Raw genomic sequence first — 26,941 nt, 5'->3', positions numbered from 1 at the left:
CGGTGACAAAGCCGGCATGGGCTCGCGAACTGATTCGATAGATGTCAATATAGAAGTATGTCGAATCAAGAAGTCGAACTGGTCATCGTCGGGTCCGGTCCCGCCGGATACACCGCGGCGGTCTACGCGGCCCGCGCGGGTCTTGCGCCGAACGTGATCGCGGGCTCGGTCACCGCGGGCGGTGCGCTGATGACGACGACCGAGGTGGAGAACTTCCCCGGCTTCGTCGATGGCGTGCAGGGGCCGGAGCTGATGGAGTCGATGCGGGCGCAGGCTGAGCGGTTCGGCGCTCGGATCGTCTACGACGACGCGATTCGCCTCGAGCTCGACGGCGACGTGAAGACCCTCGAGACGGGTGCCGGGCGCGGGCGGTGATCCTGACGATGGGTTCCGCGTACCGCAAGCTCGGCCTCCCCGAGGAAGAGCGCCTGTCGGGGCACGGAGTGTCCTGGTGCGCGACCTGCGACGGGTTCTTCTTCCGCGACAAGGAGATCGCCGTGATCGGTGGCGGGGATTCCGCGATGGAGGAGGCGCTGTTCCTCACCCGGTTCGCATCGAAAGTCACCGTCGTGCACCGCCGGGACGAGTTCCGAGCGTCGAGAATCATGGCACAGCGCGTGCTGGACGATCCGAAGATCGAGGTCGCCTGGAACAGCGAGGTCGCCGCGATCCTCGGCGACGAGCAGGTCACCGGGCTCACGCTGCGCGACACGATCACCGGGGCCGAGCGGAGGCTCGACGCGACGGGGGTGTTCGTCGCGATCGGGCACGACCCGCGCTCCGAGCTCGTGACTGGGCAGGTCGACACCGACGCGGACGGGTACGTGCGGGTCGCGCACCCGTCGACGCGGACGAATCTGGCCGGGGTGTTCGCGGCCGGGGATCTCGTCGACCACACGTATCGGCAGGCGATCACCGCCGCGGGCACCGGCTGCGCGGCCGCGCAGGACGCCCAGCACTACCTGTCGCACCTCGCACCCGCCACCGTTTCCGAGCCTGTTCTGGAGGTCTCCGTATGAGCACCGTCACCCCCGTCACCGACGCCACCTTCCAGGCCGAGGTGCTCGAGTCCGAGCTGCCCGTCGTGGTCGACATCTGGGCGACCTGGTGCGGCCCGTGCAGGGCGATCGCCCCGATCCTGGACCAGCTCGCCGGCGAGTACGAGGGCCGGGTGAAGATCGTGAAGATCGACGCCGACCAGAACCCCGAGACCGTGACCGCGGCCGGCGTGACCTCGATCCCGACCCTCGGCTTCTACCGGAACGGGGAACGTGTCGACGTGCTGATCGGCGCGCACCCGAAACCCGTCTACGTCGCGAAGCTCGAGGAGCTGCTCGCATGACCGACGCCCTGACCCGCACCACCCCGAAACGGCTCTCCACCCTCGACAAGTGGCTGCCGCTCTGGATCGGCCTCGCGATGGTCGCCGGCCTCGTGCTCGGCCGGTTCGTGCCGGCGCTCTCCGACGCGCTGTCTGCGATGGAGGTCGGCGGGATCTCGGTCCCGATCGGGCTGGGCCTGCTGGTGATGATGTACCCCGTGCTCGCGAAGGTCCGCTACGACAAGGTCGCAGCCGTCACGGGTGACAAGAAGCTCCTGGTCTCCTCGCTCGTGCTGAACTGGCTCGTCGGGCCCGCGGTGATGTTCGCGCTCGCGTGGATCTTCCTGCCGGACCTGCCCGAGTACCGGACCGGGCTAATCATCGTCGGCCTCGCCCGATGCATCGCTATGGTCGTGATCTGGAACGACCTCGCCTGCGGCGACCGCGAGGCGACCGCGGTGCTCGTCGCGATCAACTCGGTCTTCCAGGTCGTGATGTTCTCGGTGCTGGGCTGGTTCTACCTGACTGTGCTGCCGGGCTGGCTGGGCCTGGACGCACAGGGACTGGAGATCTCGGTCTGGCAGATCGCGCTGAACGTGCTCGTGTTCCTCGGGATCCCGCTCATCGCGGGCTTCGCGTCCCGCTTCATCGGCGAGAAGCGCAAGGGGCGCGACTGGTACGAAGAGAAGTTCCTCCCGAGGATCGGGCCGTGGGCGCTCTACGGGCTGCTGTTCACGATCGTGCTGCTGTTCGCACTGCAGGGCAACGCGGTGCTGGCGAAGCCTCTCGACGTGGCGCGCATCGCGCTGCCGCTGCTGGTCTACTTCGGCCTGATGTGGTTCGCGGGGCTGCTGCTCGGCAAGGGCATCGGCCTCGGCTACGCGCGGTCGACGACGCTGGCGTTCACCGCGGCGGGCAACAACTTCGAGCTCGCGATCGCCGTCGCCATCGGGACCTTCGGGGCCGCCTCCGGCCAGGCGCTGGCCGGCGTCGTGGGTCCGCTCATCGAGGTCCCTGTGCTCGTCGGCCTCGTCTACGTCTCCCTCTGGGCCGCCAGAGCCTGGTTCCGCACGGATCCGTATACCGCTGAATCGAGGACGTCATGACCGACGCTGCCACCATCCCCGACGCCGAGGCATGCTCGCCGTCGACGACCCACGCAATCGGCGCGGAGGCGGCGAGCACGGTCGCCAGTGCTCTGAAGGCGCTGGCGGACCCGCTGCGGCTGCGGATGCTCTCCGCGATCGCGGCCGACCCGCGCGGCGAGTCCTGCGTGTGCGACCTCGCCGAGCTGGCAGAGGTCTCCCAGCCGACGGTCTCGCACCACCTGAAGGTGCTCAAGGAGACCGGGATGCTGGCCTCCGAGCGGCGCGGCACCTGGGTCTGGTACCGCATCGCGCCGGGCAAGCAGCGCGCCGTCGCGTCCCTCCTCGACGCGTTCGCTCCCGCCGCGGCCGTCACCGACGAACCCGAAGACGCCGCAGCACGGGCCGCGGCCCTGCAGCAGATGGACGCCCGCGTGACCCGCCTCGCCGAAGAGCTCGCGGACGAGCTCACCGGGCTGAACCGGGACCTCGTGATCGCGATCGTGCGCGAGTCCTACGCCGGCCTGGTGCGTTCAGCGAAGCTGACGGCGCACATGATCCCGCTGACCGAACGGTTCGCCCGGCAGCGCCTCGCCGACCTGGCCAGGGACCGCTCGGCCGGGGTGCCGCAGGTGCTGTTTGTGTGCGTGCAGAACGCGGGCCGCTCCCAGCTCGCCGCCGCGATCGTCAACCAGCTCGCAGGCGGTGCCGTGATCGCCCGCTCAGCAGGCTCCGCCCCTGCCTCGGACATGCACCCGCACGTGCGCTCCCTGCTCACGGAGATCGAGGGCGAGCAGGAAGCCGAGACGGCGTTCCCGAAGCCGCTCACCGACGACGCCGTGCGCGCGGCCGACGTGGTGGTCACCATGGGCTGCGGCGACGTCTGCCCGATCATCCCCGGCGTCCGCTACGAGGACTGGGCCGTGGGCGACCCGGCTCTCGCTTCCCCGGACGGGGTCGACGCGATCCGCCACGATATCGAGGGCCGCGTCCGCGAGCTCCTCGCCACGCTCACCGACTGAACGAAAGCGAACAACAATGACTGACCAGAAGCCTTCCGTCCTCTTCGTCTGCGTCCACAACGCCGGGCGCTCCCAGATGGCCGCCGGCTGGCTCCGCGAGCTCGCAGGCGACCGCGTCGAGGTCCGCTCCGCCGGATCCATACCCGCCGACCAGATCAACTCCGTCGCCGTCGAGGCGATGCGCGAAGTCGGCATCGACATCACCGCCGAACAGCCGAAAGTGCTCACCACCGAAGCGGTGCAGGACTCCGACGTGGTGATCACCATGGGCTGCGGCGACGCGTGCCCGTTCTTCCCCGGCAAGCGCTACGAGGACTGGAAGCTCGACGACCCGGCCGGACAGGGCATCGATGCCGTGCGCCCGATCCGGGACGAGATCAAAGGTCGCGTCGAAACGCTGCTGGCGGAACTGCTCGTCTGAGGGACTGCGAGGGACTGCGAGCACGGGAGGGGCAGCGGCCAATGGCCCTGCCTCTCCGCTGTGTTTCCGGGTTTCCTGGTCCCTGCGGCGAACACCGATGTGCCGTGAGGCGTGCGCCATCGATCGCGCTACAGCCCGTTCTTGCTCTACCGGGACGCGCCTCGCAGCGCTGCTTCGATCTGCTCCTGCGTAGGCGCTCCGGCGAACCCGTTCCTCGTCGCATAGACGCGGCACGCGAGCGAGCGGACCGGTGCTGTCGGGAACAGGTCGACGCCGTCGACGAGGATCGTGGGCGAGCCTCCGAACCGGGTGCTTACCGCCTCGGCCTCGGTCCGGATCGTGACCAGCTCGACAGGCACGGCCCTGAATCCAAGAGCGTCCAGTGCTGCGCGCGCGTTGGCTTCGGCCACGTCCGTGTTCGGGCAACCGACAATGTGCAGCAGCTCGACCTTCATGCGGCATCCTCGAATCGCGCGTCGTTCGACGCCCGGTCCGGGCCTGGCGGGAGAAGGATCAGGCAGAGCAGGCCGACACCGGCGACGACGAAAACATCGGCGACGTTCCCGACGAACAGGTCGCCGTAGGCGAGGAAGTCCGTGACCTGCCCCTGTCCGAAGGAGGGCGGGTTCAGGAGCCGGTCGACGAGGTTGCCGACCGCGCCGCCGAGGACCAGGCCCAACGCGGCACCCCACCGCGCGCCACGCAGCCGCACAGCGAACACAACTACCGCGATGGCGGCGAGGAGGCCGACGAGGGTGAAGATCCAGGTGGACCCGGAGCCGAGCGAGAACGCGGCTCCGGGGTTGTAGACCAGGGACAGGCCGAACAGGTCGCCGACCAGCGGAACCCGCTCGCCAGAAGTCAACTGCGCCACAGCGAGGGCCTTCGACCCCTGATCGAGGGCCACGGCGAGCACGGCGACCGCGAGGGCGACGCCGAGTGCCCTCCGACCTTTCGGGGAGGGCGGGCTCGTCCCCTCGGCGACGACGGTGCCCTGCGCGGTCACGCGATCGACTTCCTGGTGCGCGCGGCGCGCAGCCCGTTGAGGATCACGATCACCTCGGCGATCTCGTGCACCAGCACCACCGCGGCCAGCCCCAGCACGCCGAACAGGGCCAGCGGCAGCAGGGCGGTGATGATCAGCAGCGACAGGATGATGTTCTGATTGATAATGCGCCGTCCGCGACGGGCGTGGTCGAACGCCCGCGGGAGGAGCCGCAGGTCGTGGCCGGTGAAGGCGACGTCGGCGGACTCGATCGCGGCGTCGGAGCCGGTCGCGCCCATCGCGATGCCGATGTCCGCGGCGGCGAGGGCGGGGGCGTCGTTGATGCCGTCGCCGATCATCGCGACCGAGCCGTGCCTGCCCAGCTCGCCGATCGCGGCGGCCTTGTCCTCCGGGCGCAGCTCGGCGCGCACATCCTCGATCCCGGCCTGCGCGGCCAGCGCCCGGGCGGTGCGGGCGTTGTCGCCGGTGAGCATGGTCATCCCGACGCCCTGGGCGGCGAGGGTGCGGACCACCTCGGGGACTTCGGGTCGCAGCTCGTCGCGGACCCCGATCGCGGCGACCGGGACGCCGTCGCGGTGCACGATCACGACGGTCATGCCCTGCTCCTCCAGGCCCGCCACCTGGTCCTTGAGCGTCCCGGCGTCCAGCCATCGAGGGCTGCCGACGGTGACTCGGGCCCCGTCGAGGGTGCCCTCGATGCCGTGCCCGGCCTGCTCGGTCACGTCCAGGGCGGCGGGGGCTCCGGGCGAGGCGGCGGTGATCGCGGCGGCCAGCGGGTGGGTGCTGTGCTGCTCCAGGGATGCCGCCCAGGCCAGGGCCTGCGCCTCGGTCACGCCGTCGGCGGTGAGGATGGCGGTGACGGCGGGCTCGTTGCGGGTGAGGGTGCCGGTCTTGTCGACGGCGACGTGGCGGATCACGCCGAACCGTTCGAACACGGCACCGGACTTGATGATCACGCCGAACCTGCTCGCTGAGCCGATCGCGGCGACGACGGTCAGCGGGACGGAGATCGCCAGCGCGCACGGCGACGCGGCGACGAGCACCACGAGGGCGCGGGTGATCCACAGCTCCGGGTCGCCCAGCAGCGAGCCGATGACCGCGACGAGGGCGGCGAGGATCAGCACGCCGGGCACGAGCGGGCGGGCGATGCGGTCGGCCAGGCGGGCGCGGTCGCCCTTCTCGGCCTGCGCCTGCTCCACCAGCTCCACGATCGTGGTCAGCGAGTTGTCGGTGCCCGCTGCGGTCGTCTCGACCTCCAGGGCACCGGCGGTGTTGATCGCCCCGGCCGACACCGCGTCGCCGGGCTCGACCTCCACCGGGATCGACTCCCCGGTGATCGCCGAGGTGTCCAGGCTCGACCGGCCCGTCCGGACGATCCCGTCGGTCGCGATCCGCTCACCCGGACGCACGAGCATCAGCTGACCAACGGCCAGATCCTTCGCGGCGACCTCCACGGGCGCGCCGTCCTGCCGGATGGTCGCGGTCTCCGGGACCAGCTTGAGCAGCGCCCGCAGCCCGCCGCGGGCGCGGTCCATGGCCTTGTCCTCCAGCGCTTCGGCGATGGAGTACAGGAACGCCAGCGCCGCGGCCTCCTCGACGTAGCCGAGGATGACCGCGCCGACCGCGCTGATCGTCATCAGCAGCCCGATGCCCAGCTTGCCCGTGAACAGCTTGCGGATCGCGCCGGGCGTGAACGTCGACGCACCCAGCAGCAGGCCGATCCAGAACGCCACCAGCGCCGGGATCTCCGCACCCGTCCATTCCAGGACCAGGCCCGTACCGAACGCTACGCCGGAGAGCACCGGGACCATGATCCCGCGGTCACGCCACCACGGACGCTCCCGCTCCTCCTCGGCCTCCTCGCCGACCCGGGTCTCCGGCTCGTCGCAGCCGCACGCCGCGCTCACGCGCCCGCTCCCGTCCCACAGCAGCCCGGCACCGTGCACTCGGCGTCCATGCACGGCGCGTGCTCGTCCACGGCCAGCGTCACGTCCACCAGCGCCGTGAGCGCCGCCGCGAGGTGCGGGTCGGCGATCTCGTAGCGCGTCTGCCGACCCTCGGGCTCGGCGACTACGATCCCGCAGTCGCGAAGACAGGTCAGATGGTTCGACACGTTGGAGCGCGTCAGCTCCAACTCGCGCGAGAGCACGGCCGGGTAGCTCGGGCCGTCCAGCAGGGTCATCAGGATCCGGGAGCGCGTCGGGTCCGCCATGGCCCGGCCCAGCCGGTTCATGACGTCGAGACGCGAAGCAATAGTCAGCATGCACTGAACTATACAGCAAGCACTGAACTATTGTCGATGATGGCGAACCATGCACCCGCGACCCAGCAGCGGCACTCCCGCCCCCGCGGAGCCCTCACGACACCCGCACCGGCGGGCGCGGTACAGTCGCAGAGGAGGCAGTTCCTCGAACATCCACCCGCACCCACACCAAAACGACGGCACGGGCGGAAGTTCCCGCCAAAACCGTCAATATTCACCGGAACATCTAGGTTTTTTAGAGCATTCGGGCGCGGGTGTCGAAGAGTTCCAGTTCGGCGGGGTGTAACTGCGCTTGCACGACGAAGCTGCGGTCTTTGATCTTCCAGAGGCCCTGCCCGATGCCGAGCCCAGGGAGAAGTGAGCGTTCGGTTCCGGTGAGTCCGAGGGTTTGTGCGGTGACGCCGAGCTGATCGCTCTCTTGCCGGTACACGATCCTCGTTTCGGCGTTCGCGAGCAGCGACGATGCGAGGGCGCGCATTCTGGAGCCTTGGTCGCCGACGTTCTCCAAGTCGGTGAGCTTGTGGAAGATGAGCAGGTTGCTGATGCCGTAGTGGCGGGCGAGCCGCCATTGCGCATCCATGCGGGCAAGCAAGCTTGGGTAGGACATGAGGCGCCAGGCTTCGTCGTAGACGACGAAGCGCTGACCGCCGGACGGGTCTTGGAGCGCTGATTCCATCCACGCCGCAGAGCAGGTCATGAGCACGGCGAGCAGGGCGCTGTTCTCCGAGACGCGGGACAGGTCGAGGGAGAGCATCGGCAGCGTCGGGTCGAACTTCTCCGTCGACGGCCCATCGAACAAGCCGCTGAGATCCCCGGCGACCAGCCGTCGGAGCGCGTGCCCGAGCATCCGCCCGTCTTCTGCGAGCCGGCCGTCGGGATCGTCCGCCGATGAGGGCGAGAGGATGCGGTCGACGACCATCGGTAGGATCGGCACCTCCGCTGATCTGACGGCGTCTGCGAGAGCGATATCGATCGCGGTGTGCTCGACCGGAGAGAGCCGCCGGTCGAGCACGGTCTCCGCGAGGGCGCCGATGAGATCCCGGCGGCGGGCTGCGACCTGTGTAGCCCAGTCGGCGTCCGGGATGCCCGCGGCCCGGTATCCCTCATCGAGCGGGTTCAAACGGGTCGGGAGCGAGGGGCCGAGGACGATCGCGCGGCCCCCGACGGCGCGGGCGACGGGGGTGTGCTCGCCTTTCGGGTCGCCGGGAACGTAGACGCGCCGCCCGAACGGGAGCGCCCTCGTGTAGAGCGCTTTCGCAAGCGACGACTTCCCGCTTCCGACGATCCCGGCGAGGATCAGGTTCGGGGCGGTGATGACGCCTTGCCGGTACAGCTCCCACGGGTCGTACACGAAAGATCCGCCGGAGTAGAGGTCTTGTCCGATGAAGGTGCCGGCGGAGCCGAGCCCGCCTTCGGCGAGGAACGGGTAATGCCCCGACAGCGTGGCCGAGGTGTCCTGGTGGCGCGGGAGCCGGAACCGGCCCGGCGTGCACAACGCCGCCGGTCCCTCCTCTCCGGCACGAGGCAGGTAGCGAGTGGCACGGCGGGCTTCGCGTGCTGCTGCCGCCTCCGCCCGCAACTTCGCCACAGTTTCGGCGCGGGCTTCGGCGTGGATGCGGGCGGCGGCCTGGGCGCGGGCTTTCCGGTGCCGGCGGAGCTCTCCTTCGGGCCCGACGAGCACCGAGGTATGCAGACGTCCCGGATCGGTGTCGTCGCTCATCGGCCGAGCCCCCGCCCCGTCTGCCTGCCGGGCTGCTCGCGGCGGATGGCCGGGGTGCCGAGGCGGTCTCGCCGCGACTGCTCCCGCGCGGCCTCGCGCGCGAGGATCGGCCCCGCCCGCACCCCAGACGGGGCGGCGATCGCAGACGACGGCGATTCGGTAGTGGTGGCGGCGTGGCGGGGGTCTTCGAGGCCGAGCAGCACCGGGGACGGGAGGACGTCCATGTGCCGGTAGAGGGCGAGGTGCCGGTGATCCTGGTTGTAGACCAGCGTGTAGGCGTCCAACTGGGCAGTGCAGTCGAGGAGGCCTTGCGGCGGCGTGTCGTAGACGTACCCGTTCTCGAGCGCGGCATCCACGGTCTCGTCACCGTAGTCGTAGCCCGCGAGTTCCTGGATCACGGCATCGGCGCCGCCCTGGTCGATGAGGTCGAGGAGCCGGTCGGCTTCGCCGCCTTGCAGGAAGACCACGTTGATCAGATGCCCGACTTCCGGCATTTCTGCGGCGGGGTGCCAGGCGATCCGGCCCGCCGCCGCGGATGCCGCATCGAGGCGTCGTTCCGCCTCACCGATGAGCGCCGCCGCCTGCCGCAGCTCCCCGGCGGTCGTGAGTGCATCGCGGACGCCCGTGGCGCGGTCTCCGGCGTCGTCGGCGGCGCGGTCGCGCGAGCTCTCGTGGGCGGTGGCGATCTGGGTGAGGACTTGTTCGAGGGATCGGACGCTGCCGAGGAGATCGCCGAGCACCCCGTACATGTCCTCCGGCTGCTCGAAGGTGCGGCTGGCGTGCGCGAGCGCCCGCATCGCCTCATAGGCTTCCTCCGCGTCAGCGACGGGATCGGTGAAGGTCAGCATGTCCGATGCTCCAATCGTGAAGATGATTCGTATGCCAGGTGCGCGAAGGTTCGCCGCTGGTTCAGATGGGGCGGCAGAGCGGGAGCGCGGCCGCGGTGAAGGCCTGCGCCTGCTGGCCGACCAGGCGGCGGGTTTCGCAGGACGCCTGGATCGCGGCCTGCTCGATCTGCGATACCGCGGCATCCAGTTCCCCATTGGTGGGTGCGGAGACGGAGACGAGGCCGACGACGCGGAGCACCCCGTGCCCCGCGGTCAGCTCAGATTCTTGTTGCAGCACGTCGCCGTATTCGGCGGTGGCCTGGGTGTCTTCGACCTGGCCGATCTTCCGGCGCTGGGCGGCGTCGGCGACCATCTCGGTCTTCTTCCGCCGCAAATCCCTGGCGGCCTGATCCGCCCGCACCGGCAGATAGTGCAGCGACAAGGAGCGCAGCACCCCGCCGGTCAGCACGAGCGGGGCGAGGAACCCGGGGAAGGTCTGCGCCCTCGGCCATTCGCTGATCCACAGCACCGCGTGGTGCGCGCTGTCGGAGCGCAGCCGGTCCCAGGCCTCGTTCACCGCAACCGGGCCCGCGGTCGCGAGCTCCCGGCCGAGCGCGCCGTGACGTTCCAAGGCGGGGCCGGCGGCGGGGTCATAGGCGGTGCGGAGGATCAGGGCGACATCACCCGGGGTGAGCCATCCCGTCATCTGCAGCTCGGCGGAGCGCAGCGCGGTCTGGAACGACTGCATCTCCTGCCCGAGCACCACCGCCGCTCCCTTCATGCCGCCGCCCGCGGAACGGATCTGCCGGGTAGCGGCTCGCATGTCAAGGGAGAGCGACACGGTGGTGGCGTGGCGTTCCCCGGCGGGGCCCGCCCGTTCGATGAGCTCCCGGTAGGTGTTCGCCGCCCAGGAGCCGTCGTCGTGGCCGTGTTCGCGCCACCACTCGGTCAGCCCCGACCCGGAATCGGGCAGGGTGCGCTCTTGCACCTGGATGCGGGCGATCCTCCCGGACCGGCACGCGGCCGCAAGGACGCGACCCCAGCCGGTGACACGGCGCTGCTGCTCGCCGGGGTCGAGAAGCACGAACGCGGGATGCGCCACCCCGCACACGACGGTGAGGGTCTGGGCGTGCGGGTCGTGGATCATCGCCGCCCCCGTCTCGGGGTCCACCCATTCCCGGAGCGCGGCGAGGTCGCCGGGGAGCGCGAGCGTGCCCGCCGGGCGCGGCTTCACCACCCTGCGCCGATACTGGGTTTGCTTCGCGCGGGTGCGGAGGAGCCAGCGGGTGACGATCGGCGCCCACTCGATCAGCTTCCGCCCGCCGACGGGCACCCACGCGATCACCACCAGGGATGCCCACGCCGGCGACGACCAGGCAAGGCCCTGTCCGCCGCCCGTGTAGAGGCCGGTGACGATGATGCCGAGCGCGGTCGCGAGGACGAGAAGCTGTGGCAGGGAGAGGCCGAGGAGCAGGCCGCGCTTGGTGAGGCGAGAGAACTGCACCGGACGCAGCTCGAGCGACGCTTCGGAGGTGTTCGCGCTCATGGGTTACTGCTTCCCGGTCGGGGCGGGCGGATCGGTCCTTGGCGGCGAGGGCGGCGGGAGCACCGCGGGCGGCTGCTGCACCGGCGGCCCAGGCGGCGGAGCCGCCGGCTCGGACGCACTACCCGCGTGCCCGTCCGCTGCGTCACCGATGGCCTCGCCGATCTTCGGGCCCGCGGTCGCGGTCTCTTTCACGACGACTCCTGCGGCGACGGCCGCCGCGACCGGCGGCGCAGCAGCCGCAGCCGGGGCGGCCGGTGCGGCCGTGCCTCCGGTGGCAGCCGGGGCTGCGGTGCCGGCCGCGGCAGGCGCCGCCGCTGGTGCTGGGGTGGGTGTGGGCTTCGGCGTTCCGGCGCCCTTGCCGGTGTCTGCGCCGTTGAGCACTTGCTTCGGGGCGGGGCCGTTCGGCTTCGACGGGAGCGGGACGGGCCGGTTGAGGGCGTTCTTCGCCTCCTGCTCCATCGAGGACGCCTGATACATGTCGAAGCCCACGAAGCTCAGGAACTTGTACGCCAGATACGGGGCGAACGCGGCGACGAACAGCAGCACGATCCCGGCGATGGGTTCGGACAGGGATTTCAGGTCGAGGCTGATGGGTGCGGCGACCTGGGTGGTGGCGATGAGGAAGATCACCACGATCACGAGCTTCGACGCGATCAGCGCGACCACGAACGTCGCCCACTTCCCGAACCAGCCGCGGGACGCTTCCCAGGTGAGGCCGGCGAGCGCGACCGGGCCGAACACGATCGCGACCAGCAGCAAGGCCTTCCGGATGAGGAGGCTGAACCAGAGGATGAAGATCGCGGCGATCATGAGGCCCGCGAGAAAGATCGTCAGCAGCGCCCCCGCACCCCCAGCAACCGAGGTGATGGTGACCGCGGTGATGAGGAGCGCGAGCCGGTCGTCCATGCTCTCGATCGTCTGCCCGGTGGCCTGGATGATGCCGACGCAGAGCTGATCGGTGATTTCGAGCAGCAGGGCGGTGCAGGTGATGAGCACGAACGAGCCGAGCACCGATTTCGCGACCCCGAGCGCGGCGCGGGTGAGTGCGGACGGGTCGCGGCGGGCGAGGCCGGTGATGAGCTGGAAGCAGAAGAACAGGAGCGTCACGAACACGGCGATGCCGAACAGGATGTTGTAGACCTTCACGTATCCGTCGCTGGTGACGTCGACCGAGGTGGTGGTGGAGAACACGTCCCACATGCCCTGGAACAGGGTGGACACGGCGAGCCCCATCGCGGAGGCGATCCACCCGAAGAAGAGGCCGGCGGGGCCCTCGCCGATCGCGGTGCAGACGGTGGAGACGCCGGGGATGTCGCAGATACTCACCCTGAACCACCACCCGGCTAGTTGACGGCCTGGCCGACGGTCCAGAAGAAGTTGATGAGCGTGACGGCCGCACCAGCGAGCACCGCCGCACCGCACGACACGAGCACGCCCGTCTTTCCCCTCGACGCGAGGTGCGGGTTGCTGCTATTCGCGCCGAAGCCCCAGACGATCGCGGACACGATGAGCGCCAGCACGCTGAGGATGAGGCCGACGGTCATCACCGCGCCGACGATGTCGCGCAGTTGCGCGATCCCCGGAAGCCCGTTGCTGTTCGGGTCGATATCGATCATGGTTGGGCACTCCTGCCGGTCGGTGAAGCGGACGCGATCCGTCCGACAAGCAGGTGCACTCAGCAGGCCCGGTGGCCGAACCCTTAGATGCGGTCGCCGATGGTGAGGAGAAAGTTCGCCCAGGCGATGCCGGCGCCGGCGAGGGCTGCGGTGCCGAGGGCGACGAACACGCCGATGCGGGCTTTCTGCGCCGTGTAGGGGTTGCCGGTGTGGGCGGCGATGGCCCAGATGGTTGCGGAGACGAGGAGGGTGAGCACGGCGCCGATGAGGACGTAGGTGAGGAGCGCGCCGATCACCGACGCGAACTCCCCGGATGCGCCGACGGCGCCGAAGTCGGGAAACACGTTCACCGGGCACCTCCAAGGTTCGCGCGACACCCGGGCGCGCCCGTCGTGCCGTCACTCGGGACTGCGCCGTGCTGCGCCAGCCACTCGACTGCGTTCACCGGGGGCTGGCCCTGCCCGCCGGGCCGGATCTCGACGTGCAGGTGCGGGCCGGTGGAGCGGCCGGAGGAGCCGACATCGCCGATGTGCTGCCCGGCCGCGACGGTCTCCCCGCTGGTGACGTAGATGCCGTCCTGCCACATGTGCGCGTAATAGGACGCGACCCGGGCGCCTTGGACGGTGTGTTCGATGACGATGAGGCCGCCCCATCCGGAGCTGAACTCCGCGACGGTCACGCGGCCGTCGGCGACCGCGTAGATCGGGGTGCCGTCGGCGGCGGCGAGGTCGGAGCCGGAGTGAAACTGCCGCTCGCCGGTGAAGGGGTCGGTGCGCCAGCCGAAGCTATCCGTGTTCGTGTACGAGCCCTCGGGAAGCGGGAACACGACGCGGCTGGTCTCCGGCACCGCCCCGCCACGGTTCCCGCCGCCGCTGGGGGCGGGCTTGGTGAGGGCGGTGAGGATCGCTTCGGCGACGGGCTGCCAGTTCCGGTACCGATCCGGGAACGCCGACACTTCGACGGCTTGCGCGGCGGAGCCTGGGTCCATCTGCTGCCAGCCGGGAATGTCGAGCAGGCCCCGCGGCGAGGGGAAGTTCGGGCCCTGCTCACCACCGTAGAACGCCTTCGCCTGATAGGTCGGGTTCATAAGCTCAGCGACCGTACCCCAGCCCGCGGCCGGCCGCATCTGGAACAACCCCAGGCTGTCGTGATCGGAGGCGTCGCCGTCGTTCGGGTAGTTCCCGGATTCGGGGTAGGCGCCGGTGTTGGCGAGCATCCGCAGCCGGGACTCGGTGAGCGCCGCCATGAGCGCGATGCGCACACCCGCCTGGCCGACGCCGGGGATGCTCGCCCCGGTGGTGATGATCGTCGCCGCGTGGGTGAGCTGCCGCTTCTCGAGCGTAACCGAGGTGCCATCGGCAGTGGTCGCGGCGAGCTTGTCCGGGATCGGGCCGACCGTCAGGGAATCCGTGAGGCAGAACCCTAACGGGCCCATGAACGCTCCCATGCCGACCAGCGCGGTCGACGGTCCGACGCAGAACAGCACCAAGAACAGGACGAGCAGCTTCTTCACCATCACCGAGCCGTCCTCGCTATCGGAGCGGGGTGTCGAGAGCGGAGAGCCGCAGCAGCCGGCAGTCCTCGTCGTCCGGGCAGGCGGCGAAGATCGTGAACGACACCGGGCGCGCATCGGTAACGCCCTGCCCTTCCCAGACGCCGGTCCGGTGCCGGGTGCCGGTGACTGTGTACGCGGTCGCACCCGGCAGGAGCGTGCCGGGGCGGGCGTCGGCGGCGATGCCCGCCCAGCTCTCGGGAAAGGTGATCGTGTCGATGGTGAGCCATTGCCGGGTCGAGTAGTTCCGCAGTTCGGCCCAGGCGGCATCGTCTGGGAGGTAGGCGCGGAGGTCTGCGGCGAGGCCTGGTGCTTCGTCCGGGTCCGCGACATCGATGATCGCCTGCATGTACTCGTGCGGGCTGTAGCCGAGGCCGGTATCCCACGCGAACAGCCCCTCGGCTACGTCCCGCGCAAACCGTTCCGCGTCTGAGACGGCCGAGAGCTCGCGCGGCGAGAGATCCCGGTCAGCACCAGGCGTCTCGGACGCCGAGACGCGGGGGCCGGGTGATGATTCGGGGGCGGGGCCGCGCAGCAGGCCATAGATGCCGGCGCCGACGAGCAGGGCGAGGACGATGCCGCCGCCGATGAGGGCGATGCGCAGGCGCCGCGACGCCTGCTCCGGCTCGGTGGTCTGACGCATACGGGCTTCCTTCCGGCGAACGGGCGAGTTCGGTACCCGGAAGGTGCACACGCACAGCCGGCGGCTCGTAGCCGCCGGCAGGCAGGTTTAGACGGCCTGCACCTCCGTGCTGCCCGCCGCAGCGTTTTCGCGGGCGGCGCGGATGAGGGCGAAGAACGCGATGGTCTCGGCGAGCACGGCTTCGGCGCGCTCCCACTCCGCCCCGGTCAGTTCCGCGGCGAGGGTGCCCGGGTCGTATTTCTGGGTCCAGCCGTCCATGTCGGCCCAGAGCGCGACGAACGCGCGCGGCGGCAGCACCACGAGCGTCAGCTTCGGACGCTCCACCGGCCGTACCGGCTTCTTGCCCTTCTTGCGACCCGTGGAGGTGATGCGGGCGATCGCCGCAGCGGCGAGCTGCGCGAGCTCCGCCGTCCGTGCCTCCCTGGCGGCTGCGGCACGCACTTGCTCGGCAGAGGCGGCGGCCTGCATGCGCACGGGGTCCGGCTGGGCGGGGTTGACGGCGATCCGGTCGAGCTCGTGCAGGGAGAGGGCGGTGTTCATGCGCAGGTGCGCGCCGTGCACTTTCCCGCCGGCCTCGATCCGCGCCAGCTCCTCGACGGCCTGGGCGCGGATGTGCTCGGGTCGGGTGTCGTCGTTTGCGAGATCCTTCAATCTGCCGATTTGTTCGAGCATCGTCTGCGATCCGTGCCCGGTGACCATGCGGGCGGCCTGCACCCGGGCTTCCCCGGCGGAGCGCGGTGCCGTCGATTCGACGGCACCGTGGACTTCCGCAGAATCCTGCGGATTCTCGCCGTCGGCTCCGAACCGTGTTGCGGCCTGCCGGCGGGCGGCGTCTTCGGCGAGCACGACCTTCAGCTCCCGGTAGAGGGATTCGGCTTCGATCAGGGAGAGGGGTTTGTGCAGCGAGTTGTCGTTCTGTTCCGCGAGGAGCTGGGAGAGGCGGCCGGAGAGGTTCGACCGCACCCACACGTTCGTGGAGCGCTGCCCGAGCAGGCGCAGCGCTTCGAGGCGGCGGCGCCCGCAGACGAGCACCCCGTCCGGGGTGACGGTGATCGGCTGCAACAGGCCCTCTGCACGGATGGACTCGGCGAGCGCCGGAATGTCGCCGAGGTCGGTGCGGTGGCGCTTCCCGACGGTGATGGAGTCGAGGGAGCGTTCCAGCTCGATATGCCCCGGGCTACTGGCAGCCATGGCAGCCACCTCCGTCTGGGGTGGACAGCACCACCTCCGACAGCACCCGGTCGTCGGCGAGGAGCGCGCGGAGGGGTTCGCCGGTGACCAGGCGGTGCAGGATGCCGCGTGCGGCGCTGGTGTGCGCCTGGTTCGGGTCCGGCGTCCCCAGCACCACCCGGAGCATCGCAAGCCACGAGGCGGCGGGGATGTCGAGGAGGGCGCGGGCGTGGTAGTCGCGGCGCAGCGACTCGAACGCGGAAGCCCGCGACGCTGATTCTGCGAGCCGGGTGATGATGTACTCGATCCCGCCCCGTGCAGCCTCGACCGGCCAGCCGAGCAGATGGAACAGCGCGACCGCGTCTTCGACGGCCTGCCCCACCCGGGCGGGGGTCTCGTCGTGCTCGGGCTCCTCAGTGAGGTCGGGGGCGGGGGTCGTGAGGCTGTGGTGATAGTCGGTCAGCGGGTTCTCCCGGTCACTGAAGCGCTCCGCGTCGTGGTGGGCGGAGAACTTCGGCCGCCTCGCCTGGTGCACGGAGCACAGCAGCCCGTTCGCGCGTTCCTCGGCGATGCAGGTCACTTTCACTGCGCGGGTGATGACGGCCCAGGGGTCATCGGCACGGCGGACGGCGCCGGTGCGCATCGCATCGAACGCCGCCGCTGCGGCCTCCCACGGGTCGAGGCCGTGCCGGCGCGCGAGCGCCGCGTACTTGTCGGCCGCGTGCCGCATGAGCGCTGCGACTTCGGGGTCGTTCCGCCACGCCCACCGGCCCTCCTCGTGCAGGCGGATCAGCAGGGCGCGGAGCCCTTCGGAATGCTCGAACCCCCACCGCGCGTCCCGTTCAGGGCGTGCGGCAGGGGTTCTCTTCGTGCGGGTCTGGTTCATGATGACGGCACCTCCTGCATGGCAGGTGCGCCGTGTGTGCCTGGGGCCGGGAAGGTCCTGCGCGAACCGGGAGCTTGAGTCGTGCATGACGGGTCACCTCAGCCCCATCCCCGAACGTGCCGGCTCTGGTCGTGCCTGGTGCCTGCGGCCCCGGATCGACAGATCGGGCAATCGCGATGCCCGCTCACCCCGGACCGCACGCTGTTCGGCGCGGTCCTGCTTGCGGTCGGCGCGGGCGTCGCGGAGGCGCTGGGTGAGCTCGGCCCGCAGATCGAGGCCTCTCCCGGTCGCGCGGGCGCCGCCCTGCATCGCCAGCTCGGTCGGCCGCACCCACCGAATCTGCGTCCGCCGCTTCGCCTCAGCATCCGGCTCGGCTTCTACCGTGTCGCGCTCGGCGCGGTCGCTCCCGGTCAGGGAGGGGTCGCGGTGTACGGCGAGCATCGACCGCTCCGCCTCCACCTGCTCAGGCCCGCCCGGCGAGGTTCGTTCGGCGTTCATCGCCGCAGCGAGCGCGGGATGCAGACGCGACCGCGCCGCCTCCGCTACTTCGGGGCCGTGTTCGTGGTACATGACGGGTCCTCCTCGTCTCTGGGGTCATCTGCAGCCGTCGCGGCTGCTGCATCGGTCGTTGGCATAGCGATGACTGGCTGTTCGGTGCCGGGCTCGGCTTCCGGCGTGGGGCTGGGTTGCGGGAGCCAGCGGCCGACGGTCGAGGGGTGCACGTCGAGGTAGCGGGCGATCTTCTTGTTCGACCAGCCGCCCGCCCGCAGCACCTCCGCCACCTCACGCCGCGACCACCCATCCCGCCCCTGCTCTGGCATCGGCGGATCACCCGCTTCGGCGCCGGGCTCCGCATCGGGCGCCAGCACCGCAGCGAGCACCGGCGCTCGGAGCGCCGGTTCCAGCGACGCCACCGGCACCGGCCCGCCCGGCCGCTCCGCGGCCTCGACGTGCAGTTCCGCGGCTTCCTCAGCAGCCGTCTCAGGGGCCGGTTTGGGTTGGTGGCGGGTGAGGATCACGGTGAGGTGCGTGATCGCGAGCAGCACCAGCGGTGGCACTGCCGCAACCGACGCCGCGAGCACCGCAGGCACATCCGCATCGGCGGCGACGATCGCGTGGATCGAGTTCGCCGTCACCGACAACCCAGCTCCAGCGATGAGCAGCATCCAGGGGTACCAGGCGGTGCGGGTGCCGGCGAGCGCGACGACGGCGACGGTCGCAACGACGATGACGCCGTCCACGATCAGCGGCCACGCCCACGCCTGCCCCTCCTCGATCCCGGAGCGGCGGGCGAGATCGGCCAGCGCAATGAAGGAAAGCCAGAACGCCCCGCACGCGATCAACACCGTCCCCGCCACCGCCGTCACCACGGCGAGCCAGCCACCCCGGCGCTCCCTCCTCATGTTCATGCGAGCACCCGCCCTCGATCAACTGGGGCACGCTGCGCAACCGGGCGCGCCGTGGCAGGTGCGGGTGCTGCCGGGGTGGTGTTCGGAGTGCGGTAGGCGGAGCGGATCGTGCGCTCGATCTCCCGCGGCGGCAAGCCAATCCCTTCCGCAACCGGCCCGAGCGCCTGAAACGCTTCCGCCAATGTGGCGCCGTTCTCCGCGAGGCGGCACGACGCCCAGAACAGGCCCTGGTTCCGTTCGCCTTCGCCTTGCCCTTCCAGCCATGCCGCGATCCGCTTCGCCCGCTCCTCCACAGTGCCGCGGAACGGGCGCGCCTCCCACGACGACCGCACGGGCCTCGGGTCCAGAAACTCCCGCAGCGCGCCCGCGTCGACGGGATGCACGTCGCCAGTGGCGAGGTCGAGGAGCTGATACGCGACCGTCTCGCCGTCGATGATCGTTCTCGACGGCGGGGCGACGATGTAACCAGCGGTGCCTCGGAAATCGAGCTGCGCCGCCCCCGACGCCCACGACCGCTGCTCGATGGCGGCTGCCGGATAATAGGCGTGCAACCCGCCCGACGGGGTGACGACCTGCACCGCCCACCCATCGAGCAGGCCCGCCTCGGTGGCCTGCTGCCAAGAGGCGGGACCGCGCGGCGGGTCGCCCTTCACATCGACATCGACAACCTCGATCCCCGAGATGGGGCCGGTCGGGATGCCGATGTTCGCATCCGGCCACCGCCGCCACCACGCCTCAACCTGCGCGGGATCGGTGCTGGCATCCTTGAAACCATGCGCGACGAGCGGCCGCTTCTCACCCGGCACACAAGGAAACACCGGCACCCCCAGCGAAACATAGTGGCGGGCGGCGTCCGCGAGACTCATGCGGGCGACCGGCGCGAGGAGCTGTTCGACGTCCATCACAGCCCCCGCACCAGCGACGAGGAACGCGCCGACCGTGCCGCAGCTGGCTTCCGCGCGGACGAGCGGGCCGACGGCTTACGCTCGACCTGCTTCGCCGCCGAGACTTCGGGACCCTCGCGGGTGAGGCCCGGCGGGGTGCCGTCGCCAAGCTGTTCGGTGTCGAGCCGATCCAGGATCTCGACGGCGACCTTCCGCACCCGCTCCGCGGTCGCCTGCACCACCTGGATCGGGTTCTTCCCGTCGGCGGCCATCGCCCACCCCGACACATACGGGATCGTGAAGGCGGTCGTGTCCATCCCGTGCGCGGCCCCGACCATGAGCGCGACGGACTCGGCTTCGACTTCGCCGATCCCGCGATGCTGGCGGGCTTCCTCCTGGTCGGGGCCGTGCATCTTCACGTGCGCGAGCTCGTGCACGAGGGTCTTCACCTGGGCGGCATCGTCCATATTCGTCCGCACCGCCACCTGCCGAGTGTCGAAGTTCGTGCTGCCGTTCGCGCCGTGGATCATGCCCTCGTGCGGCACCGGCAAGAACTGGAACCCAGCCTCGGCAACCTGCCGGATCAGCCCATCACGAAGCCCCGCCGGGGCCTCGCCTTCGAGAAGCTGCGGCGAAGGCGGGAGCGGCACATCCGGGCCGCTGGTTTGAGAGATGTCGAAGACGTAGGCGACTTTCGCGCCGATCATCCGCGACCTGACGACCTCGCCCGGCTTCGGCTGCTCTTTCGGGGCGAGCTTGCGCCACGACATCGGACCAGCAGGAGTCTTCGACGCGAACTTCCCGGTCACCGGCGCGAGAATCGCGTACCCCTTCTGCCCCTTCTGAACCTGGCGGCCGAGCTGCTCCCACTGCCGGAACCCGGCCACGTACGTCGGCATCGGCTCGGGCACCCGGCCGGCTTCCCAGGCGGCCTGATGCTGGGCGAAGATCAGCCACGAGTTGTTCACGCTGCGGGACCGGAACTTCGCCGCAAACGTCAGCGCCTGCTTCCAGTCTTCACCGGTGACCAGCTTCTCGACCTGCGCGTTCAGCTGCTCGCGCACCTCGTCGAGCTTCGCCTCCCGCGCGGCGCGCGCCTCTTCGGGGGTTCTCCTCGCAGCCATGACCGCCTCCTCTCGTCATCGGGGCGGCCCGAGAACGGGGTGCCCGTGCAAGCGAGGTACGCCGGGGATGCCGGCGGCGGGTCGAGACGGTCAGCGAACAGTAAGAGGTAGGTTGGCCGTCAGGACCCAACGGCACCTGACGTAGGACTACCGATAGCAGCCCATGAGAGATTCGTTCCCGCGGTCGGGCGAACTGCGTCCATTCCCTGCGCAGAGAATGTCTAAATGCTGGTCACAACGATTTTTCTTGCATCGCCCGGTACCGGCCCGGAGTGAGACCAGTGCATTCCCGAAAAGCCGTCGCAGCACGATTCCGACTCACCCACCCAACCAGGTTGCCGGCCTCGGCAATCGACACTCCAGACTCACGAAGGAGCCGCGCCATCTCCTCAACACGGAGCATCGTGAGATATGCCAGCGGCGTCTTCCCGTAAGCGTTCGTGAACACTCGGACGAGTTGCTTTTCGGAAAGGTGTACCGCTCCTGATAGTTCCGAGAGCAACCATGCACGGCGCACATCAGAGGCCAGGAGCTCTCGCACAGCACGGGCCTCGGCCCGCAGCGGTGCGAACCGCCGCCCACGCGGGACCGACGGGCGCGTGCGCGCCCGCTGAGCCGGAAGAGTGCGAGTCGGCGAGACGTGGATGAACGGGGACACCTGGTCGATCACCGCGTGCCAGAGCGCCTGCATCCGGTGGAATCGTTCCCGGTACTGCCCGTCGACGCTGAGCGCGACCAACTCATCAAGCCACGGCATCAGCATCCCGATCCGATCCTCACCAAGCCCCATCAACTGTGCGGGCTCGGTGTAGATCGTGTCCGCGACACTCTGCGACGCGAAGCGATCCTTGACGATATCGATGTACTGCCAGAAGAACTGATCCAGGATGAAATCGAGATCGAGATAGATCACCGTGACGGTGACGTGGCCCTCGGGTTGCGCGCCGCAGAGCACGTTCGCGCCGAGCAGCAGCACGTCACCGACCTTCGCGTGCTTCTCCCCAAACTCGCTGTAAACGATTGCCGATCCGTCGCGCACGGTGGCGAGCTTTACGCAGTCATAGGTCTCGGGGCCGACTGGTCGGTGAAAGGTGCGGGTGCGGGCGAGCAGTGGCTGGTAGCCACCAGTAGCCACCAGGTCCTGATTCGCCAGCGAAAGCCGATCGTTCCCGCTACTCATCGCTGACGCGCTCATGGTGAGCCCGGCCAGATCAGAGAGCGGGCTCCCCATGAGCGCGTCAGAGGACTTGAGCGGGACACCTGGCTTCCTTCCGTCGAATTACTCCCATTGTCGCAGGAGGGCTTCGAGAGCCGCGGCCGCTTGGAGCGGGAGCACGCCGTTGCCGAGCGCGGTTATCTGTTGGTTCGCGGTCAGTACGTAAGCCGGGCCCGTAACCCAGCCCCGTTCAAGTCCCATCAGCCATTCGAGGAACGCCGGGGCCGGTCTCGGTCCGCCGGACTCATGAAGGAGTGCCGGGCTCGGAGCCGCACTCCCTGTGATGTACTCCCATCGGGCTATGGCGTCGGCGTATCGTCCCCAGCGGTGAAGATGCCATCTATCAGCGACCACAGACTCTCCGACTCGTTCCGACATTCGGTCGAGCCATTCGGCCCGTGCAAGGCGAGGTCGATGACCTGATGAGAGAGCGCGATTGTTCCCGCTCTCCCCGCCGCGGGAAGCGTCCGAGGCGAGCGGCGTGCGAAAGAGAATCGGCGCGATGCGCGAGAACGAAGACGCGGAACCGGGGATGCGGTGCGCCGATGAGGGAAGCGGGTAGGCCGATCCAGCGCGCGTCGTACCGGAGGTCGGCCAGGTCTCCGAGTACGGCGCCGAGCGCCCGGAGAGGTCGAGCTGGCTCGTCTCCCACACCCCAGAGGCCGGGTTCCAGATCGCGAAGGGTTGCGGGGTCAGGGGTTGCATCGGAGACTCCTTCGGGGGTTGCACGAACGGCGGATGCGGAGAGCAGACCGCGCACGTTCTCGATCACGACGTACTCGGGGCGCAACCGGTCGATCGCGTCGGCCATGTGCGACCAGAGCCCGGAGCGGGTGCCAGGTGTGAGGCCGGCCATCTTCCCGACAGTCGAGACATCCTGACAGGGGAACCCGCCGCAGAGGATATCCACCGGCGGCACGTCCGCCCAGTTGATCGTGGTGATGTCGCCGAGGTTCGGCGCGTCCGGCCAGTGGTGCGCGAAGACGCGCTGCACGGGACTGATCTCGGAGAACCAGACCGTCTGCGCGTGGAGGGCATGTTCGACGGCGAGGTCGAGACCGCCGTAGCCGGAGAACAACGACCCGACGCGGAGAAGCGCGGCGCTTGGGGCGGGGTCTTCTCGCATCGGGGCTCCCGGTGATCGGTGCTCCCGGCCCGCACGCCCAGTGCTGCCGGATGGTCACCTCTAAGGTGCACCCCGCGCCCACCTCGAACGCTCGGAACTCTCACTCGCAAGTTCCGTCGCCGACGCACGCCAGCCTGACCTCGCCGAGGCGCAGGCGATCAGCTCGTCGTACGTCTCGTTCCTGACCTTCCACGCGTCTTGCATCTGCGGTTTGACGCGTGCATCACTCGCCTCAGAAGTCACACGCTGCTCGCGCCGATCTGCTCGTTGCGCCGTAGCTGTCTACGCGCACCTTCTTCCTGACCGAGACTCCACGGAGGAAGGGACGCGCGCCATGAGCACGGGAGCACCGAGGTACCAGCCAGCCCAGTTCGAGGCGTCGGGGTGGGAGTCGGGCACGCCGGAGCGCAAGGCCCGGTTCGTGAACTCGCTGCTGCGGTTCATCGCTGCTGACTTCCCGCGTGAGCGCTTCACCCGATCCCTGTACGGCGGGTTTTCCACTCACGGCTGCTTCGGGTTCATCGCGCACTACAACCTCGACGGCTTCTACGAAGCCCAGCTCTCCACCCCAGACCGACGCGCCCGCTTCCTCCACGACCTGCGCCAGGAATGCGAACGCGACGCCCGGCATGATCGGCCTGATCTATGGAGCGACGTGAAACGCGTGCTCGCCGAACGTCTGCAACCCCAGGAACTGCAGCCACCAGCCCGACGGCTGCCAGCACCTACGCGGCGGCACTCCTCGCCGAGCAGGCGCGACTGCCGGACGCTCTTCTGACCCGGCACCGGGGTTGCGTGAGGTTGCACAGTGCAACCTCACGCAACCCGATTGCACCTGCTTGTGGGGAGAGCGGAGCCGTTTGAGGCGATGGTTCAGTCGCTAGCGCGAGGGGACTTGAACTGACCTCGACCCCCTCGCGCCGCGAATCTCGGGCGAGCATTCTACTGTATGAAATCAACGATCTACGGCATCTAACCTGTGGATAACTCCACCGCGATACCCCGACCTACAGGCTGCTTAGCACTTTCGTTAGCACTTTTCGCAGCCCGAGCTAGGAGTCGTGCAAATTGCAGAGTAGCTAGCCACCGCATAGGCATGATGGGGAAGTTTCACGGGCTCTCAAGCTGAGCGATCCAGGATCCGGGCGGTGCTGGCCTCTGGGGTGAGGTCGAGCCTGCGGAGTAACTGCGCGTTGAGGGCGACGACGACGGTGGAGACGGACATGAGGATCGCCCCGATGCTCATCGGCAGTACGAAGCCGATCGGCGCGAGGACGCCCGCGGCCAGCGGCACGGAGACGAGGTTGTAGCCGGCCGCCCACCACAGGTTCTGCTTCATCTTCCGGTACGCCGCGCGGGAGAGCTCGATGACGGACAGCACCGACCGGGGATCGGAGGAGGCCAGGATCACACCCGCCGAGCCGATCGCCACGTCGGTGCCCGCCCCGATCGCGATGCCGACGTCGGCCTGGGCGAGTGCGGGAGCGTCGTTCACGCCGTCGCCGACCATGGCGACCCGGCGACCTTCGTGCTGCAGCTCGGCGACCTTGGCGGCCTTGTCCTCGGGGCGCACCCCGGCGAACACGCGGTCGATGCCGAGATCCCGCGCGACCGTCTCGGCGACGGCCCGCGCGTCGCCGGTGATCATCACGACCTGGACCCCGGCGGCGTGCAGCGCGTCGACGGCCTCGCGCGACTCGGGTCTGATCTCGTCGGCCAGCCGCAGGGCGCCGATGACCTTGCCGTCGGCGATCACGTGCAGGATGATCGCGCCCTCTTCGCGCCAGGTGTCGGCGACGGGGAGTTCGTCCGCCCCGTGCTGGTCGAGCAGGTACGGTCCGCCGACCTCGATGACGATTCCATCGACGGTCGCCTTGACGCCGACCGCCGGGGAGGATGAGAAGTCCGAGGCCACGGGCACGTCGAGCTCCCTGGCGCGCGCGGCGCCGACGATCGCGCGGGCGAGCGGGTGCTCGCTGTCGGCCTCCGCGGCGGCGGCCAGGGCCAGCACCTCGGCCTCGGTCCGGGTGTCGGCGGGATCGATGGCGGTCACCGTCGGCTCGCCCTTGGTGAGGGTGCCGGTCTTGTCGAACAGAATCGCATCCACGGTGCGCATAGACTCCAGCGCGAGGCGATCCTTGACGAGCACTCCGCCGCGGGCGGCGCGTTCGGTCGCGATGGACACCACCAGCGGGATCGCCAGGCCGAGCGCGTGCGGGCAGGCGATGACCAGCACGGTGATCGTGCGCACCACGGCGGCGTCGGGCAGCCCGACGAGCGACCAGATAGTGGCGGTGATTGCCGCCGCGCCCAGGGCGAACCAGAACAGCCACGCCGCCGCGGTGTCGGCGATCCGCTGCGCCCGGGACGAGGACGCCTGAGCGTCTGCGACGAGCTTCTGGATACCGGCGAGGGCGGTGTCGTCGCCGGTGGCGGTGACCTCGACGCGCAGGCCGGAGTCGGTGGCGACGGTGCCGGCGACCACCTGATCGCCGGTCTCCCGGCGCACCGTCTTCGACTCGCCGGTGACCATCGACTCGTCCATCGAGGCCGCCCCGTCGACGATCCTGCCATCAGCGGGTACCGAGGAACCCGGGCGCACGATCACCACGTCGCCGACGGCCAGATCAGCAGGAGCGACCTTTGCTACGTCGTTGCCGTCGATTTTCTCGGCCTCGTCGGGCAGCAGCGCGGCGAGCGAGTCGAGGGCGGAGGTGGTCTGCGCGAGCGAGCGCATCTCGATCCAGTGCCCCAGCAGCATGATGACAACCAGCAGCGCCAGCTCCCACCAGAAGTTCAGCTCGTGGTGCAGCATGCCGAGGCTCGCACCCCAGGAGGCGAGGAATGCGACGGTGATCGCCAGTGCGATGAGCAGCATCATGCCCGGCTTGCGGGAGCGGATCTCGCTCAGCCCGCCCGAGAGGAACGGCCTGCCGCCCCAGAGGTAGACGACCGTGCCCAGGATCGGCGACACCCACGGCACCCACGCGGCCTCGGGCAGCTGATAGCCGACGAGGTGGGCGAACATGTCGTTGCAGGCCACCACCGGCACGGCGAGCACGAGCATGATCCAGAACAAGCGCCGGAATTGCCCGACGTGATCCCCGTGTCCGGCATGCCCATGATCATGTCCGCCGTGTCCCTCGTGGTGCGCGTGGGCGTCGTGGTGATGGCTGGAAGGCTCGCCGTGACTCTGGTGGTGGTCGTGCGAGTGGTGACCGGAGTGGGTGTTCGGCTCGTCGTGGTGCGCGTGCTGAACGTCCACGTGCTCAGGATGCGCGTGCGATCGTGTCGAGGGATCGTTGCTCATGGTCTCGTCTCCTTCGTTCGTCACCCCAGCCCAGAGGCGAGACCGGGGCGAAGGTTCCGCGCTCCCGTGCACGTTCGCACGTCGGGAGCGCGGAACCAGATGCCGTCAGGCGGCGTAGGCGTAGCGGTCGGGGTCGGCGTCGAACAGGGGCCCGCAGGCCGCGCAGCAGAACCAGTACCGCTGCCCGTTGTGGTCGCGGTAGAGTCCGGCGGCCTCAGCGTCGGCCTTCACGACCGGGGTGCCGGCCATGACCTGGCACTCGGTCATCGCATCGGCCGGCGTCTGGGCGATGGTCTCCGCACTGGGCGTATGGTCGCAGCAGCTGCCACCCGTGGCGGAGGTGTCGGTGAGGTTGAGGTTCTCGTATGCAGTCATCAGGTAGATCTCTTCCTTTGGTTGATTACGGTTCGATCGGATACGGATCAGATCGCAAGTGAGCGCCCGGCGGCTTGTAGTTGCATGTATCTGCCACTCATTATGGTGACTCGCTCCCGCATTCTCGTGACAATCTTCTCGGGCTTTCGCTAGGACATGGCTCCTCCAACACAATACCCCTTAGGGGTATTCCTGGCTGGTGTGAAATTCCTCAGCGAGGCGCTGCGCTTGCCCGGTGGGGCGGATGTGACGCAGGCGGGTAGCGGCGATGATCGCGGCCACCGCGGCGATGACCGCGGAGACGATCGCCGCCATGTTCAGGCCGCCGGAGAAGGCCGCCTGTGCGGCGGCGATCAGCTGTTCGCCCAGCGCGCCGGGCAGTTCCGCAGCGGCGGCGAGGGCGCCGTCGATGCTGTCCG

Annotated in this window: 27 protein-coding genes and 2 pseudogenes; 6 read left to right on the top strand and 23 right to left on the bottom strand. The window is 69.5% G+C overall.

The features are described from left to right. The first annotated feature begins 57 nt into the window (after nucleotides 1–57). The 5 genes and pseudogenes from trxB to H490_RS23390 all read left to right on the top strand — a co-directional run bounded on the left by trxB (nucleotide 58) and on the right by H490_RS23390 (nucleotide 3,849). Nucleotides 58–1,019 (top strand): annotated as a pseudogene (trxB, locus tag H490_RS23410) (thioredoxin-disulfide reductase). Continuing rightward, nucleotides 1,016–1,342 (top strand): thioredoxin, encoded by a 327-nt coding sequence (trxA, locus tag H490_RS23405; protein ID WP_010157039.1) that lies wholly within the window; start codon nucleotides 1,016–1,018, stop codon nucleotides 1,340–1,342. The pseudogene trxB and the gene trxA overlap by 4 nt, the downstream one beginning before the upstream one ends. Further along, a complete protein-coding gene (arsB, locus tag H490_RS23400; RefSeq protein WP_010157040.1) occupies nucleotides 1,339–2,427 on the top strand; it encodes an ACR3 family arsenite efflux transporter in 1,089 nt (362 codons plus the stop codon). Before trxA ends, arsB begins: the two co-directional genes overlap by 4 nt. Continuing rightward, nucleotides 2,424–3,428, top strand: coding sequence for a metalloregulator ArsR/SmtB family transcription factor (locus H490_RS23395; protein ID WP_017883888.1), 1,005 nt, complete (start codon nucleotides 2,424–2,426; stop codon nucleotides 3,426–3,428). The genes arsB and H490_RS23395 overlap by 4 nt, the downstream gene beginning before the upstream one ends. Nucleotides 3,429–3,444: 16 nt before the next feature. Next, entirely contained in the window at nucleotides 3,445–3,849 is a 405-nt protein-coding gene (locus tag H490_RS23390; protein ID WP_010157043.1) for an arsenate reductase ArsC, read from the top strand. A gap of 146 nt (nucleotides 3,850–3,995) precedes the next feature. On the opposite strand, the gene H490_RS23385 is transcribed toward H490_RS23390, so the two are convergent. The 20 genes from H490_RS23385 to H490_RS23295 all read right to left on the bottom strand — a co-directional run bounded on the left by H490_RS23385 (nucleotide 3,996) and on the right by H490_RS23295 (nucleotide 22,837). Then, complete coding sequence (locus H490_RS23385) at nucleotides 3,996–4,304, bottom strand: hypothetical protein (RefSeq protein WP_010157044.1); 309 nt, start codon at nucleotides 4,302–4,304, stop codon at nucleotides 3,996–3,998. Continuing rightward, nucleotides 4,301–4,855, bottom strand: coding sequence for a signal peptidase II (lspA, locus tag H490_RS23380; RefSeq protein WP_010157045.1), 555 nt, complete (start codon nucleotides 4,853–4,855; stop codon nucleotides 4,301–4,303). The genes H490_RS23385 and lspA overlap by 4 nt, the downstream gene beginning before the upstream one ends. Continuing rightward, nucleotides 4,852–6,762 carry a heavy metal translocating P-type ATPase gene (locus tag H490_RS23375; protein ID WP_193743400.1) on the bottom strand — a complete coding sequence of 637 codons (1,911 nt, stop codon included), beginning with the start codon at nucleotides 6,760–6,762 and terminating at the stop codon, nucleotides 4,852–4,854. The genes lspA and H490_RS23375 overlap by 4 nt, the downstream gene beginning before the upstream one ends. Further along, nucleotides 6,759–7,118: a Cd(II)/Pb(II)-sensing metalloregulatory transcriptional regulator CmtR gene (cmtR, locus tag H490_RS23370; protein WP_017883886.1), complete on the bottom strand. Its 360-nt coding sequence runs from the start codon at nucleotides 7,116–7,118 to the stop codon at nucleotides 6,759–6,761. Before cmtR ends, H490_RS23375 begins: the two co-directional genes overlap by 4 nt. 235 nt (nucleotides 7,119–7,353) lie before the next feature. After that, nucleotides 7,354–8,838 carry an ATP-binding protein gene (locus H490_RS23365; RefSeq protein ID WP_031289979.1) on the bottom strand — a complete coding sequence of 495 codons (1,485 nt, stop codon included), beginning with the start codon at nucleotides 8,836–8,838 and terminating at the stop codon, nucleotides 7,354–7,356. Next, a complete protein-coding gene (locus H490_RS23360) occupies nucleotides 8,835–9,686 on the bottom strand; it encodes a hypothetical protein (protein ID WP_017883884.1) in 852 nt (283 codons plus the stop codon). The genes H490_RS23365 and H490_RS23360 overlap by 4 nt, the downstream gene beginning before the upstream one ends. Before the next feature lie 61 nt (nucleotides 9,687–9,747). After that, on the bottom strand, nucleotides 9,748–11,211 hold the full coding sequence (locus tag H490_RS23355) for an SCO6880 family protein (RefSeq protein WP_017883883.1): 1,464 nt from the start codon (nucleotides 11,209–11,211) through the stop codon (nucleotides 9,748–9,750). A gap of 3 nt (nucleotides 11,212–11,214) precedes the next feature. Beyond that, nucleotides 11,215–12,537, bottom strand: coding sequence for a hypothetical protein (locus tag H490_RS23350; protein ID WP_017883882.1), 1,323 nt, complete (start codon nucleotides 12,535–12,537; stop codon nucleotides 11,215–11,217). A gap of 17 nt (nucleotides 12,538–12,554) precedes the next feature. Beyond that, nucleotides 12,555–12,827 (bottom strand): DUF6112 family protein, encoded by a 273-nt coding sequence (locus H490_RS23345; RefSeq protein WP_017883881.1) that lies wholly within the window; start codon nucleotides 12,825–12,827, stop codon nucleotides 12,555–12,557. An 83-nt stretch (nucleotides 12,828–12,910) separates the two neighbouring features. Beyond that, the gene (locus H490_RS23340; protein WP_017883880.1) at nucleotides 12,911–13,177 is read right to left on the bottom strand and encodes a DUF6112 family protein; all 267 of its coding nucleotides are present in this window, start codon (nucleotides 13,175–13,177) and stop codon (nucleotides 12,911–12,913) included. After that, nucleotides 13,174–14,343, bottom strand: a complete 1,170-nt coding sequence (locus H490_RS23335) for a M23 family metallopeptidase (RefSeq protein WP_017883879.1) — start codon at nucleotides 14,341–14,343, stop codon at nucleotides 13,174–13,176. Before H490_RS23335 ends, H490_RS23340 begins: the two co-directional genes overlap by 4 nt. Nucleotides 14,344–14,359: 16 nt before the next feature. After that, nucleotides 14,360–15,022, bottom strand: a complete 663-nt coding sequence (locus H490_RS23330) for a hypothetical protein (RefSeq protein WP_017883878.1) — start codon at nucleotides 15,020–15,022, stop codon at nucleotides 14,360–14,362. A gap of 87 nt (nucleotides 15,023–15,109) precedes the next feature. Continuing rightward, complete coding sequence (locus H490_RS23325; protein ID WP_017883877.1) at nucleotides 15,110–16,213, bottom strand: ParB N-terminal domain-containing protein; 1,104 nt, start codon at nucleotides 16,211–16,213, stop codon at nucleotides 15,110–15,112. Continuing rightward, nucleotides 16,200–17,078, bottom strand: a complete 879-nt coding sequence (locus H490_RS23320) for a hypothetical protein (RefSeq protein ID WP_017883876.1) — start codon at nucleotides 17,076–17,078, stop codon at nucleotides 16,200–16,202. Before H490_RS23320 ends, H490_RS23325 begins: the two co-directional genes overlap by 14 nt. Before the next feature lie 93 nt (nucleotides 17,079–17,171). Continuing rightward, nucleotides 17,172–17,648, bottom strand: coding sequence for a hypothetical protein (locus tag H490_RS23315; RefSeq protein WP_081611638.1), 477 nt, complete (start codon nucleotides 17,646–17,648; stop codon nucleotides 17,172–17,174). Then, the gene (locus H490_RS0115895; RefSeq protein ID WP_017883874.1) at nucleotides 17,621–18,487 is read right to left on the bottom strand and encodes a DUF2637 domain-containing protein; all 867 of its coding nucleotides are present in this window, start codon (nucleotides 18,485–18,487) and stop codon (nucleotides 17,621–17,623) included. Before H490_RS0115895 ends, H490_RS23315 begins: the two co-directional genes overlap by 28 nt. Beyond that, nucleotides 18,484–19,389 (bottom strand): bifunctional DNA primase/polymerase, encoded by a 906-nt coding sequence (locus H490_RS23310; RefSeq protein WP_029746569.1) that lies wholly within the window; start codon nucleotides 19,387–19,389, stop codon nucleotides 18,484–18,486. Before H490_RS23310 ends, H490_RS0115895 begins: the two co-directional genes overlap by 4 nt. Then, nucleotides 19,389–20,495: an ArdC-like ssDNA-binding domain-containing protein gene (locus H490_RS23305; protein ID WP_017883872.1), complete on the bottom strand. Its 1,107-nt coding sequence runs from the start codon at nucleotides 20,493–20,495 to the stop codon at nucleotides 19,389–19,391. The genes H490_RS23310 and H490_RS23305 overlap by 1 nt, the downstream gene beginning before the upstream one ends. A 232-nt stretch (nucleotides 20,496–20,727) precedes the next feature. Next, the gene (locus H490_RS23300) at nucleotides 20,728–21,675 is read right to left on the bottom strand and encodes a helix-turn-helix domain-containing protein (RefSeq protein ID WP_051066184.1); all 948 of its coding nucleotides are present in this window, start codon (nucleotides 21,673–21,675) and stop codon (nucleotides 20,728–20,730) included. Between the two features lie 379 nt (nucleotides 21,676–22,054). After that, nucleotides 22,055–22,837: a DNA cytosine methyltransferase gene (locus H490_RS23295; protein ID WP_017883870.1), complete on the bottom strand. Its 783-nt coding sequence runs from the start codon at nucleotides 22,835–22,837 to the stop codon at nucleotides 22,055–22,057. 334 nt (nucleotides 22,838–23,171) lie between these two features. Between H490_RS23295 and H490_RS31090 the strand changes: the two genes are divergently transcribed. Further along, nucleotides 23,172–23,615 carry a hypothetical protein gene (locus tag H490_RS31090; protein WP_017883869.1) on the top strand — a complete coding sequence of 148 codons (444 nt, stop codon included), beginning with the start codon at nucleotides 23,172–23,174 and terminating at the stop codon, nucleotides 23,613–23,615. 342 nt (nucleotides 23,616–23,957) lie between these two features. Here the strand turns inward: H490_RS31090 and H490_RS23290 are convergent, their stop codons facing one another. The 3 genes and pseudogenes from H490_RS23290 to H490_RS23280 form a co-directional block, all read right to left on the bottom strand. Continuing rightward, nucleotides 23,958–26,147, bottom strand: coding sequence for a heavy metal translocating P-type ATPase (locus tag H490_RS23290; RefSeq protein WP_076623916.1), 2,190 nt, complete (start codon nucleotides 26,145–26,147; stop codon nucleotides 23,958–23,960). A gap of 105 nt (nucleotides 26,148–26,252) precedes the next feature. Continuing rightward, the gene (locus H490_RS23285) at nucleotides 26,253–26,522 is read right to left on the bottom strand and encodes a YHS domain-containing protein (RefSeq protein ID WP_017883867.1); all 270 of its coding nucleotides are present in this window, start codon (nucleotides 26,520–26,522) and stop codon (nucleotides 26,253–26,255) included. Between the two features lie 180 nt (nucleotides 26,523–26,702). Further along, nucleotides 26,703–26,941: pseudogene (locus H490_RS23280) on the bottom strand (MFS transporter); the annotation flags it as partial.

This window comes from Leucobacter sp. UCD-THU (assembly GCF_000349545.1).
Classification (GTDB): Bacteria; Actinomycetota; Actinomycetes; order Actinomycetales; family Microbacteriaceae; genus Leucobacter; species Leucobacter muris.
Note: the sequence above shows the minus strand (reverse complement) of the source record. Positions and strands in the feature narration are given on the sequence as shown.